The organism is Phocaeicola fibrisolvens, from assembly GCF_025567125.1.
Lineage (GTDB): Bacteria > Bacteroidota > Bacteroidia > Bacteroidales > Bacteroidaceae > Phocaeicola > Phocaeicola fibrisolvens.
In genome coordinates this window covers 139,171-151,521 of record NZ_JAOQJI010000002.1, presented here as the reverse complement: position 1 = coordinate 151,521, position 12,351 = coordinate 139,171, and the positions used below count along the sequence as shown (strand labels likewise).

10 protein-coding genes are annotated in these 12,351 nt (G+C 50.0%); 2 read left to right on the top strand and 8 right to left on the bottom strand.

Features of this window, described 5'->3' with window-relative positions; translation table 11 throughout:
* Window positions 1–92 precede the first annotated feature (92 nt).
* Complete coding sequence (gene mobV / locus OCV81_RS01440; protein ID WP_007482776.1) at window positions 93–1,550, top strand: MobV family relaxase; 1,458 nt, start codon at window positions 93–95, stop codon at window positions 1,548–1,550.
* Window positions 1,551–1,604: 54 nt separating this feature from the next.
* The gene (locus OCV81_RS01435) at window positions 1,605–3,005 is read left to right on the top strand and encodes an OmpA family protein (RefSeq protein ID WP_005680020.1); all 1,401 of its coding nucleotides are present in this window, start codon (window positions 1,605–1,607) and stop codon (window positions 3,003–3,005) included.
* Window positions 3,006–3,085: 80 nt separating this feature from the next.
* Here OCV81_RS01435 and OCV81_RS01430 read toward each other — a convergent pair whose 3' ends face one another.
* From OCV81_RS01430 to OCV81_RS01395, 8 genes are all read right to left on the bottom strand, one after another.
* A complete protein-coding gene (locus OCV81_RS01430; RefSeq protein ID WP_004320579.1) occupies window positions 3,086–3,682 on the bottom strand; it encodes a DUF2284 domain-containing protein in 597 nt (198 codons plus the stop codon).
* A complete protein-coding gene (locus OCV81_RS01425; RefSeq protein ID WP_004320578.1) occupies window positions 3,679–4,437 on the bottom strand; it encodes an ABC transporter ATP-binding protein in 759 nt (252 codons plus the stop codon). Before OCV81_RS01425 ends, OCV81_RS01430 begins: the two co-directional genes overlap by 4 nt.
* Complete coding sequence (locus OCV81_RS01420) at window positions 4,434–5,414, bottom strand: FecCD family ABC transporter permease (RefSeq protein WP_004320577.1); 981 nt, start codon at window positions 5,412–5,414, stop codon at window positions 4,434–4,436. The genes OCV81_RS01425 and OCV81_RS01420 overlap by 4 nt, the downstream gene beginning before the upstream one ends.
* On the bottom strand, window positions 5,415–6,554 hold the full coding sequence (locus OCV81_RS01415) for an ABC transporter substrate-binding protein (RefSeq protein ID WP_004320576.1): 1,140 nt from the start codon (window positions 6,552–6,554) through the stop codon (window positions 5,415–5,417).
* A 4-nt stretch (window positions 6,555–6,558) separates the two neighbouring features.
* On the bottom strand, window positions 6,559–8,637 hold the full coding sequence (locus tag OCV81_RS01410) for a TonB-dependent receptor (RefSeq protein ID WP_004320575.1): 2,079 nt from the start codon (window positions 8,635–8,637) through the stop codon (window positions 6,559–6,561).
* Complete coding sequence (locus OCV81_RS01405; RefSeq protein WP_004320573.1) at window positions 8,634–9,134, bottom strand: transposase; 501 nt, start codon at window positions 9,132–9,134, stop codon at window positions 8,634–8,636. The genes OCV81_RS01410 and OCV81_RS01405 overlap by 4 nt, the downstream gene beginning before the upstream one ends.
* Window positions 9,131–10,210, bottom strand: coding sequence for a glutaminyl-peptide cyclotransferase (locus OCV81_RS01400; protein WP_004320571.1), 1,080 nt, complete (start codon window positions 10,208–10,210; stop codon window positions 9,131–9,133). The genes OCV81_RS01405 and OCV81_RS01400 overlap by 4 nt, the downstream gene beginning before the upstream one ends.
* 84 nt (window positions 10,211–10,294) lie before the next feature.
* A complete protein-coding gene (locus OCV81_RS01395) occupies window positions 10,295–12,349 on the bottom strand; it encodes a DUF4971 domain-containing protein (RefSeq protein ID WP_004320569.1) in 2,055 nt (684 codons plus the stop codon).
* Between the last annotated feature and the right edge of the window lie 2 nt (window positions 12,350–12,351).

Below are 12,351 nucleotides of genomic sequence, written 5' to 3'. Positions count from 1 at the left end.
TAATACCCCGATAGGTCTCCGACCGTCGGTAGGCTGTCCGGGCAAGCAGCAAGCTGGGACAGGACGGATTGTCCAAACAACACGAAAAGAGTATGGCAGATCAAAAACAGGTACTTGATATGCAGGTGTCGAAAGGCATCACCGCAGCCCAAAGCAACGAACATTTGCGTGACCGCAGTGAAAGGGCGGAAAAGTACGCTATGAATAAGGGGAATTACGACCCCACACGCAAACACCTGAACTTCGAGATTGCGCCCGGAGGCAAGGTACGTCCCATTGACACGAGCCGCAACATTCCCGAACGGATGGCGGACATATTGGAGAGGCGTGGAATCAAAGACCCCAACGAAGGACTGGCAGAACCGAAGTACCGCACGGTGGTGAACTTCATTTTCGGCGGTTCCCGTAAGCGGATGCACGAACTCGCGTTCGGCACGCAGAACGTGGATTTTGATGAAGGTGCGAACAATACCCGTATCAAAAGAATGAGCGATATTGAACGCTGGGCGAAAGACGTCTATTCATTCGTGAGTGGCAAATATGGCGAGCAGAACATCGCCGCATTCATCGTACACCTTGACGAATTGAACCCTCATGTGCATTGTACTTTGTTGCCAATCAAAGACGGCCGCTTTGCGTACAAGGAAATATTCGCCGGAAAGGACAAGTTTGAATACAGCGCAAGGATGAAACAGCTTCATACCGACTTTTTCGCCGAAGTCAATACAAGGTGGGGAATGTCGAGAGGAACAAGCATATCCGAAACAGGCGCACGGCACAGGACTACCGAAGAATACCGCCGTATGCTATCGGAAGAATGTACGACCATCGAGGAAAATATAGACCGCCACCAAAAGGTGCTGGCAACCCTTCAATCGGACATCCGTCTGGCAGAGCGCAGGGTCAAGGGGCTTACGACAATGGTCGATAACCTTGAGAAGTCGAAAGCCGAAAAAGAGGCTCTGCTATCGGCAGCCGAACAGGATTTGAAAGCGAACAAGGGCGATGCGGAACAATTAGCCGCACAAGTTAAAAGTCTGGAGAAAGAGCTGGCAGGCATCAACAGGCAACTGGCAGACAAGCAGGAGAAGTTACAGACGGCTGACCGGCAGCTTGCCGAGCTGAAAGAGAACATGGATGCCATTGAGGAACGTACCGGGGAACTCAAGGAGGAAGCCTACAAATACTCCCATGATATACATTCCAAAGTGGACACGTTGCTCAAGGATGTCCTGCTGGAAAATGTGGTCGGCGAGTATAGGAACGTATCGGCACAGATGGACGTGGCGGAACGGCAACTGTTCGACGGCTCGCTCGTCCAGTCCATAGCGGAACAAGGTACAGACGTGATGCACTGCGCGACGATGCTGTTTCTCGGTATGGTCGATGATGCCACCACTTTTGCCGAAACTCGTGGCGGCGGAGGTGGCGGCAGCGACCTGAAATGGGGGCGCGATGAGGACGAGGACAACCGTGCATGGGCACTCCGCAGCATGAGGATGGCGAGCCGCATGATGCGTCCGGCCATTGGCAAGAAACCCAAACGGTAAGTGGCATACGTCTCATGACAAATCAAAAAGTATAACGAATAATATCATTGGAATATGACGAAACAAATCTTTTTTATATTGGCCGTGCTTTGCACGTTGCAGGCACAGGCAAGTATACAACCCGTACAGGTGGATACTGTACAACATACACCGTACTATAATGTCTCGGAGGAACTGCAACCGATACAGCCCGTCTATCTTGACGGAGTGGTACTTCCGGCATCCCTGACTGGCAACTGGTTTGTCAGTATTGCCGGGGGTACGTCCGCCTTTCTCGGCACACCTCTCGGCTGCGAAGACCTCTTCGGACGCTTGAAACCCTCGTACAGTTTCGCAGTCGGAAAATGGTTCACTCCGTCCGTCGGCGCACGTATCAATTACAGCGGTGTGCAGTTCAAAGATGGAACATTGTCCAATCAGGACTACCACCATATCCATGCGGATCTGCTGTGGAATGTCCTTGGCTGCAGATATGCCCGGCAAGAACAGGTACGCTGGAATCTTGCTCCCTTTGCCGGTGTCGGCCTGTTGCACAATGCCTCTAACGGGAATAATCCCTTTACTGTTTCGTATGGCGTACAGGGAGAATATCGGATTTCCAAACGAGTAAGTGCCATGTTGGAACTCTCCGGCACGACCACCTTTCAGGACTTCGATGGTTACGGACGCCCGAACCGCCTCGGCGACCACATGGTATCGCTGACCGCCGGTTTCACGTTTCATCTCGGAAAGGTCGGTTGGAAACGCGCGGTTGATGCGACATCTTACATTCGTCAGAATGAGTGGCTCGTGGATCATGCCAATATCTTATCCGGAGAAAACAAGCGTTATAAAGACTGGTACGACCGCAACCGACGGACGGTCGCAGAATTGAAGAAAATTCTGGAAATAGAAGGATTGCTTGACAAGTACGGTCATCTGGTTAATGACGATGAGACCGACCGCCGTCAAGGTTATCCCAGAAATAATTACAGCGGATTGAACTCACTACGGGCAAGATTGAAAAACCGGCATTGGGATGGAATCTCGCCGCTTGATTCTGCAAGTATTGGATATGGCAACAACGGAGATGATGCCGAGAAACCGGGCATAATCGTCTCTGAAAGGACGGAACTCATACAAGCCGGGAATTGCATCGGGTCGCCTGTCTATTTCTTTTTTAACCTCAATACGGCGCACCTGACGGATGCTTCCCAAATGCTTAACCTTGATGAACTGGCTCGCGTGGCCAAGAAATACGGATTATCCTTGAGAGTAACCGGTGCGGCCGACAGTTCGACTGGAACTCCTGTGCTTAATGGTTCATTAAGTACATCGAGAGCGGATTATATCGTTGCAGAATTGAAAAAGCGTGGCATACCGATCGAACGCATCGTCAAGGTAAGCAGAGGCGGCATAGCCGACCATGTACCGGTCGAAGTCAACAGGCATACGAAAGTAGAGTTGTTCTTTTAGTTTTTACATTCACTTTCATCGAGTCCCTCAATCTATAATTCGGATTGCAGGGACTTTTGTTATCAATGAGGGTAATAAGATTATAGGTTTCCTGAATCCTGATTACGCTTCGTATGACTGATAATATTTTCTGCCGAATTATGAAATAATCCGCTTACAATCACAAGATATTCCGGTAGAATACCATCCTTTCCCCAAAGCAGCTCTATCCCGAAAAGTTCCGAGAGTGTTCGTGTCATATCGAACCCGAATGCTTCAAGCGAGGGACGTACTTTGTCCGGATGCAGGCAAGGACGGTTGCATTTGCGGGCGCATTCGGAATCGGGACAGTATAGGCATTTTCCTACATAGGCGAATGCCCGACCTCCGTATCTGTGCTCCATTTCCAGCAATTCCCTTTCTATCCTGAGCCGTTCCGGTTTAATCAATTCCTGCGTTCTGTCTATCGGAATATTTTTCTCGACCGGAATTATTTTCGTGGCCATCAGGTGGGCATATTCATATTGGCGCAGAAATTCTCCGGTATCGAAATCGAACGGCGGGCATCCCCAACTATTACCGTAGTTGGGGCATTGTTTGCAAAATTCGACAAAACGTTTTTCGTCCCGGAAGCGTGAAATATATTCGTCCACGCTGATATTTGCTGTGAAATTCTCTATGATATATTCCTTAGTCATTGTCCCACTTTTATGAATCCTGTCGTGGCATCGAACGTCACACAATTATTTCGGAACAGCCGCTCGATGCAGCCGCTCCGGCGCATCTCTTCGGTCGGCATATACGACAACTGGGGTGGGTCGATAAGGGCTATCGCATCGGCAAGCGAGAGGGCGATATCCAGCTCGTGCGTGGAAAAAAGGATGCACTTGTTTTCTTCATGCGCCAGCCGTGCCAGCAGTGTACACAATTCGTAGCGGTTGGGCATATCGAGAAACGAGGTGGGTTCGTCGAGCAGGATAATCGGCGTATCCTGCGCCAACGCCCGTGCGATCATGATGCGCTGGCACTCGCCGTCCGACATCTTGTCCATCGTGCGCTCCGCATAAGCCTCCATGCCCACCGAGGCGAGCGACCGCATGACGATCTCCTTGTCGACCTCCTGCATCTTTCCAATCCAGTTGGTATAGGGTGCGCGGCCGATAGCCACGACATCCTTGCATTTGAGATTGGCGATGCGTGTGCGCTCGGTCGTGACGAATGCCAGCGTTCTGGCCATTTCTGCTGCTCGCATATCGGCGGCGTTATGCCCGTCGAGCAGGATTCGGCCGGTATAACGGCGGTTCAGTCCGGCGATGGCTCGAAGCAGTGTCGATTTGCCCGTGCCGTTGCGCCCGATAAGGGCAGTCAGCCTGCCCTTTTCTATGGTGGTTTCCACCTCGCAGAGCAAGGTGCGCTCGCCGTAGCCTATGGAAAAATCGTGTAACTTTATCATGCGGTGACGGATTTATTGCGCAAGACCACCCACACCACGATGGGGATTCCCAGCAATGCGGTGATGGCGTTGATCGGCAGGGTGAACATTTTAGAAACGAGGTCGCAAAGAAGCAGCACCGCCGCACCCGAAAGAACGGTTCCCGGTACGAGTACCCGATGGTCGCTGTTGCGGAACAGCATTCTCGTGACGTGGGGCATGGCCAGTCCGATGAAGCCTATCGGACCGCAAAAGGCGGTCACCGTACCAGCAAGCAGCGTCGTGGAGAGGAACAGCAGCCCGCGCGAGCGTCGGATGTTCAGCCCCATCGTCACGGCATACTCCTCGCCGAACAGCAGTAAGTTGAGCGGCTTGATCGTCACCACCGCCAACAACAGTCCGGCGATAATCGACGGGACGAGTACCGCAAGCTGGTCGAAGGTCACGTCGCCGAGCGACCCCATCGTCCAAATGACAAAGGCTTTCAGGGATTCTTCCTTGCTGAGATATTGCAATATCTGTACAATCGCGCCGACTCCCGACGAGAACATCATGCCGAGAATCAGAATCACCATGATGTCCTTGATGCGGTGGCCGACGGCGGCGATGACGACCAGCACGAGCGCCGCTCCGAGCCAAGCCGCCCCGGCAATGCCTATCGACGAACCGAAGCCTGCAAGCACGACGAGTGCCACGCCGAGGCTCGCGCCCGAACTGATGCCGAGCACGTAGGGGCCGGCAAGAGGATTGCGGAAGAGGGTTTGCATCTGAAGACCGCTGACCGACAGAGCTGCTCCGGCCAGCAACGCGACCACCGCCTTAATCAGTCGGATATTCAGTATAATTTTCGCCGTCGCCCGCGGGCAGTCGCCGCCCGTCAAAGCCGCCCATACATCGCCGAGCGGTACGGCGACTGCCCCCACCGCCAAATCCAGCAGAAACAGGAAAAGGGTGAGGGCGGCCAGCATGGCAAACAATATGGCGGAACGGGAGCGCATCTATTTCAGTTGCTTGTAATAGACGAAATCTTCCTCGACCAGTTCGGGGTGGAATATCTTCACGAGGTCTCGCAGCACGAGGTCGGGATTTACGACCGCCGACTCATAGTAGTCGTTGCCGCCAGCAGCATTGGTGCGGGCGTTGTTGTTATAGACCTGTCCACCACGGAAACAGCGGGTGTCGATGAACTTCGGGCATGCGGCTTTCAGTTCATCAAGCGTGTTCGCCATCCCCACATGCAGCCACATATCGGCTTGCGAGGCCAGCAGATACGCCTCTTCGAGGTCGATGGGCGCGGAAGCGTTTCCTGTGTTCTTCTTGTAGATGTAATCGCCTCCGGCATCTTTGATTAACCGGGCGACATAGCTTTCGGTCGAGGGCATGAACCAGCTGTCGCCGTAAGGCGTGTTGAGCATGACTGACGGAGCGTCGAGGATATTGTCCGCTACTTTCTTTTTCAGGACATTGTATCTGACGGGGATTTCCGCGAATACTTTTTCGCCCTCCGCCCGTTTTCCGATAACCTCCGAAAGTGCCACCAGCCATTCGGCTTTGCCCAGCGGAGACTCTTCGAGGTAATCGCCGACATACATGAACGGGATATCCAACTCTTTGAGCTTACCCTCCATCGAGCTTGCCCCGTTCACGCCGTAAAGCAACACGAGGTCGGGGTCAAGCGAGAGCAGCAGTTCGTAATTGATGTTCCCTTCGTAGCCCACATCTCCAACGCTGTCCCGCCGTGCCTGAATGTCGGGATTGGAGATGTAGTCGATGCCTGACACGCCGACTACGCGTCCCGTTTCGCCGATTGCGTCGAGCATGGCGATATGGGTCGAGGACATGCAGACGATGCGCTCGGCATCCCCCTTGAGCATCTGACCGGTGAAATCCGCCGGAACCTCTTCGTCATCACGGGCAATGAACAGGTTCGTAGTGATGCTGTCGGCGCCCTGCCAAGGGTTCGTGACGGTAACCAATACGCTCTTTTTGCCGTCTGCACCTTTTATGTCAAACCCCGAAGCGTATTCAGGTGTATAGACCGTTCGGTTGAAATCGGCGAGTTTTGAACTTTTATTGTGGCAGCCTGTGAATGCCAATACAAGTAGCAACAGCAGGCTTAAATTCTTTAATGCTTTCATATCGTTACATATTTGTATTTTCGGACTTTTTCTTGTTTTTCCCGAACTTCGGGGTAATGCCGATGAAGAACTCGAAGTTGATGCCGGGCATGGGGCGCGAGAGTACCGAAAGGTAGTCCTCGTTGAAGAGGTTGTTGACGGCGAATTTTAACTGGATGTCCACCGGTTTGAAAAACAGGTTTTTCTCCAACGAGACATTGCTCATGAAATATTCGGGCAGGTGTCCTGTCAGCGTATAGTCGTTGCTCGACATGGTGTAACGTTCCGAGTAGAACGCCCATTTGTAAAGGAACGCCCAAGTCCGCCACGACAACCGTCCGGTCAGCGATGCGGAGTGCTTCGGCACGTAGGGTAACTGCTTGCCCACTGACTGGTCAGCAGGCGACATCTTCTCACCTTCATTGATGGAGGGTGTCCACGAATAGGACCCGTTCAAGTCGATGAGCCAATCTTTCGCCGGCTGCACGGCGAAGTTCGCTTTGACCTCGACGCCGTAGGCGTGGACCTTCTTTACGTTGCGGGGCGAGAAGAAGCCCTTGGTGGTGGGCAGCCAGATAATCCAGTCGTCGATGTAGGAGTCGAACCAGTTCGCACCGCCGCTCAACTTGTAAATGCCTTTCTTGCCGACATCGAAACTCACCCCGGCATCATAACTGAAACCTTGTTCGTTTTTCAGGTTGGGATTACCTCCCGGCAAAAAGTATAGGTCGTTCAGAGTTGGGAAACGGTAGTTACGCGATATGGATGCTTTCAGCATCACATTTCCTTTCGGGGAAATGATACCGTCAATGAAGAAAGCCGGAATGAGTGGAATCCAATCGGAACCATACATCTCTTCCCGCAGTACCACCGACATACCCAAGCGGTCTATCGGCTGCCACTTGGCGGATACGGAGCCGGAGAGTTCCACGCGCCCCTTGTCATAGCCCACGATGGCCTTGCCACCGTCCTGCAAGATGATGTTCTTGTCCTCGCTCCGTACCAAATGCTGGTGTGCCGATACATTGGCGGTGAAAAACCATTTTTTATCCAAAGAATACTCTCCCTCCGCCTGACCGTAAAACGTGTTTACCTTGCTGCGGGAGCGGGTCATCGACGCCCAGTTGTCAGGTGCGACCTCACGCTTGTAGTCGTAGGCCATCCATGTGTGTATGTAACCGCCTTTCACGCCGAGTTTCCAGTTGCTTTTCATGTGATCCCAGGACAAGACGCTGCGGAACGTCTGTTCTCGCTGGCGGTTCTCGAAGTCGGTTGCATCTCCATAGTCGGTCGTCAACATCGGAAGTTCCCGGTTGGAGTTGATATACCAGGCGTTCAGCCCGAAACGGTCGCCTTTCCCGGTATTGTAATACACTTCCTGAAGCAAATGCAGGTCCTTGAACGCCCCGGAGCGGTTGCGCTCTTTCGGGTGATACTGTCCGACGATGTTCTTATCCTCGTCGTAGATGTTTATCTTTTTGTCGTGGTTGGTGTACTTGTAATCGTTAGGCGAGGAAGAATAGACCGCACGGGTGGAGACGTGCCACCGCTCACTTCCGTAGGTGAAGCGGGCGAACTCATCGAAGGTCTTGAACGAGCCGATGCCCTGCACGTACTGGGCGTTGAACCCTTCAGCGACTTCAGGAGCCGTGCCGAGTTTGACCAGACCGCCCAGTCCACCGCCCGTTTCGTTCACCGATGAAGTACCGTGCAGCAGCGATGCCTGGTCGATGAAGTAGGACGGAATGGTGGAGAAGTCGGTCATGCCGAGCATGGGGTTGTTGATGCGCATCCCGTTCCACGTCACCTGCGTATGGCTGGGCGACGTGCCTCGGAAGGCGACGGTCGAGAGCGTGGCGCGGCCGTAGCTCTTGACAAACACGGACGAGTTGAACGTCAGGATGTCCGCCATCGAGAGGGCGATATTTTCTTTCAGTGCGAGTGAATCGAACTTCGTCTTCTGCACGCCGATTTCCTTCATCGGCCGTTTGCCCCATACGGTCACCTCGTCTATCTGGTGAATACGCCGGGTGATTCCCTGCGCAGACAGCACGGATGGACAGACAACCAATATTGAGAAAAGTAAATATTTTGTATATGTCATTTCCTTTTGTTTTTAATATGGTTATTTACCGCAGCATATGCAGAGAATGATGCCCGCATAAAATCTTGATAGGCATTGAATCCGTTTTCTTCAAGCAGTTGGTCGTATTCGTCCTCGAATGAAAGTTCCTGATGAACCGTCTCTTGTTTCTCAATGTGGTGTTTTACCCGATTCAGATCATTGAATGACACGCTAAACGAATCAAATCCGGCTGCCCATCCTGAAAAATCCGCATATTCCGGATATTTTCGATAGACAACGCCTGTAGAACTTTTTACTTTATTGATAATCTTTGCGAAGTCCGTGGGAGATGGTATCTCTACAAGTATATGAACATGATTGAGAAAAGCATTGCAGGCATAGACATGACAGCCTTTCCTTGTGAAAATTTGTACCATCTGATCGAGAATCATTCCTTTGGTTGTCATTGGAATCGTCATCTCCTGTCTTTTCGTGATGAAAATAATATGGTATATATGCCGCAATTTATTCTTCATTTCCAACAAAATGCACCGGGGATAATCCCGACATAAAATTCATCTATCAATTTCCCTTCGGGCGAGTAGCGGTATATCATGCCCTGCTGCTGGTAATCGATGGCATCGGCGATGTACACTTCTCCGTTGGCGGGGTTTACCGTCAGTCCGTAATAAATCGTGCCGCTGTATTCGAGGAACGGACGTACCGGCACATGGCTGGCTGTCACGTCCATGCTCCAAATGGCCTTGTTGATCCAGTAGAGTTTGTCCCTGTCGCCATTGAGCTGCACCTCCGAGGGCCAGTCGCCCAACTTGAACTTGAACTGCTTCTCCACGGTGAAGGTCTCGGCATCGATGCGGTAGAGCGACGGGGCTTCGTAACCGTAGGGGCTGCCCTCATAACCGCCGTCGGTCACCGTCCACATTTTGTTGTACTTGTCCATGACCAGCGATGTCGGTTGTATGCCGACCTTCAGTTCATCGACTACTTGATCGGTTTCGGTGTCGATTTTGATGATGCGGTTCTGGTAACTCCAGCAGTTGCAATAGACGTATTTGCCGTACTGCACCATTTGCTCCGTCGAGCCGCTTTCCATCGTCATGTCCGGCACTTGAATATAGCCGGTAATTTCGTATTTCTTCGGGTTGATGATGAAGATGCGGTTGTCCCACAATTGGGTGACGTATGCTTTTTCGTCGCTTAGGAAATGAATGTAGCGCGGTGAGGTCAGGTTCTCGATGCGTCCTACCTCCTTGAAGGTGTTCAGGTCGATGGCGAAAATCACGTGGGAGTTGTTCACCACGACCCAGCCCTTGTTGTCGTAGATGGTCATCGACTGTGCCACGTCGCCGAGTTTCATGCCGTTGGCACGGAAGAAGATTTCGTTCTGCACCTGTTTGGTTGCCGGGTCGTAATAGGACAAGGTAGCATTGCCGTACTGGAAGTTGCCCTCGTTGGTGATGAACAGTCCGGCTCCCGTGGCGTTGAAATCTTCCACGGCATCGCCGTAGTCCCACTTCATGCAGGATGTCAAGGATAGTGTCACTCCGACAACTACGCTCCATAGCAGATATTTCAATTGGTGATAGGTCATACCGTTATTTTTATAGTTAATCCCCGGCAGCTTACCTTACGGTAAGCATACCGAGGATTGGCAGAAAATTTATTGTTTCGTTATCTATTCGGCAAGCTTGTACTTCCCGTCTTTCATCTCTTGGAAAGTGGGGTTGTAACCACATTCTTTGACAGACCATTGAGATTCTCCTGTTAGAACATTGTTTTCAAACAGGTATTTGAAAGAACTGAAATCAGTAACATCTCCTTGCCCGCTTATACTAATCCCTTTTGCTGATTTGAGACCTGAAAAATCAATGGACAAAATACCATTAGAACCAAAATCAGAATACGGGCATGTTATTGAAAGATTTTCGGATATTGATTCTACGTTAGGATAAGATACTTTATCTACTTCCATATCAAACATAAAAGAAGATGTTGCAATATCAAACTTCCCATTTATCGTTTTTAATTTGGGACATAGAATATTAGTAGCCTCAATCTCAAACTTAATTTGTGCATCAGCTCCATCCGTTCCAATGCTTTCCAGATTGGTAAACTCAATATCATTCTTAAGTTTGTAAGTCGTAACTGAACATGAACCGAGAATTTTTTTCAATAACGGGAAGGTAATATTATTTGCATTCCTATTTGTCCCTAATGTTAAGGTCCCTCCAATTTCCTGCAATTTAGGAAATTCGATTTCCGCCGCCGTATTAACACTTCCCGAATTCAATGCAATAGTCATATCTCCTGCCACACGAATAAATGGCATAACAAATTCTTTTACATAAAAATAATCTATGCATTGGAAGTCACCCTGTATATTTGAGATTCCTTCCAACGTAAATTCTGTCAATCGACAATCTTTAGGAAGTAGAAAAAGGCTACCGTTAAATGTTTCCGATCCTACGATTTTATTTAGTTGCTTACATTGTAGGGTAAGTGTATTTCCGTTAAAATTTATCTGGGACAAATCCAGTTCTTCTATGAGCAGATTAGTTAAAGTCATATCACCGAGTACATCTTTCAAAGAAGCTATATTGAGTTTATTGACTTTATTCGCATCCACACTGGTCTCTCCGCAGGAAATAAGACCGGGAAGTTCAACAATGGAAATTTCTTTGCAATTTTTTATAGTTAGTCCTCCAACCGAATGTAATTCGGTCATTGCAAGACTTCCGATGGAGGACATATCGGAGAATGAGGCAGTACCGGCCACACTTTCCAATGCCGGTAGATAAATTCCTTGCAGTTTGGGAAAATATTGGATTGTAAGTTCATTCCCGACCTGTTTGAGCGCTGAGAAAACAATGGCTTCGGTTGTCGCTGATTCTTTTTGTGCTACCGAACCTTTGACAATTAAGGAAGCTCCGACAGATTCAACGGCATTTGCATCCAAATCAAGTAAAGCATCGGAAGTTATATACATATCCTCACCAATGAACTCGACTTTGGGTATAGATATTTTTTCAATGACAGAACTGTTAACGACAAAATCACCGGTCACTCCAAGCAAAGAGGGCAGATTAACCGTTTTGAGCATTATGTTTTTACTGGCAGAAGTTGTCGAACCTAATTTGAAACTTCCGAGTTGTTCCAGATTATCCAACCCGGTCAAATCCGTTCCTTTGTAAGACGGATTGATGACAAGGGAGTTACTGATTTGTTTCAGGTTGGCAAGTCCGTCCAGATTGGTGATTTCTTCTCCGTCTGCCGTTCCGATGGTCAGGCTGCCTTCGATTTTGTTTATTCCTGTCTTTGCAAAATTATCAACCTCGGCTTGCGTGGCAAGTACTACGCTGCCGCTCTGTTCGATGTCTGTATATTGATAAGTATAGGAATATACTTTGCTATCCTGCATTTTGGAGGTAACTACGAATTTCCATTCATTCTCCCAATCCTCTATGGTCGATGGATTCGGGTTAATAGAGGCTCCCTCGCAAAGGGCATACTCTACGGTAGCCCCTTTCAGACTGGTATTATAAGGTATCTCAACTGTAATCTTGTCCCCGACTATCATGGCTTGATAGGTAATGCCATCTACAGTTAGAGCAAACTCGGAGATGAAGTGATCCTTGCCGTCTATTCCGCTTACTTCAGGGTCGTCATCACTACATGCAGCAAGGCAGAGCGTAGCGAAACAGAATAGGATGAAATGATATATTTTGTTCATAA

Excerpts from the sequence above, each read along its gene's own strand:
- mobV (WP_007482776.1), top strand. The coding sequence starts at position 93 with ATGGCAGATCAAAAACAGGTACTTGATATGCAGGTGTCGAAAGGCATC.
- OCV81_RS01435 (WP_005680020.1), top strand. The coding sequence starts at position 1,605 with ATGACGAAACAAATCTTTTTTATATTGGCCGTGCTTTGCACGTTGCAG.
- OCV81_RS01430 (WP_004320579.1), bottom strand. The coding sequence starts at position 3,682 with ATGACTAAGGAATATATCATAGAGAATTTCACAGCAAATATCAGCGTG.
- OCV81_RS01425 (WP_004320578.1), bottom strand. The coding sequence starts at position 4,437 with ATGATAAAGTTACACGATTTTTCCATAGGCTACGGCGAGCGCACCTTG.
- OCV81_RS01420 (WP_004320577.1), bottom strand. The coding sequence starts at position 5,414 with ATGCGCTCCCGTTCCGCCATATTGTTTGCCATGCTGGCCGCCCTCACC.
- OCV81_RS01415 (WP_004320576.1), bottom strand. The coding sequence starts at position 6,554 with ATGAAAGCATTAAAGAATTTAAGCCTGCTGTTGCTACTTGTATTGGCA.
- OCV81_RS01410 (WP_004320575.1), bottom strand. The coding sequence starts at position 8,637 with ATGACATATACAAAATATTTACTTTTCTCAATATTGGTTGTCTGTCCA.
- OCV81_RS01405 (WP_004320573.1), bottom strand. The coding sequence starts at position 9,134 with ATGAAGAATAAATTGCGGCATATATACCATATTATTTTCATCACGAAA.
- OCV81_RS01400 (WP_004320571.1), bottom strand. The coding sequence starts at position 10,210 with ATGACCTATCACCAATTGAAATATCTGCTATGGAGCGTAGTTGTCGGA.
- OCV81_RS01395 (WP_004320569.1), bottom strand. The coding sequence starts at position 12,349 with ATGAACAAAATATATCATTTCATCCTATTCTGTTTCGCTACGCTCTGC.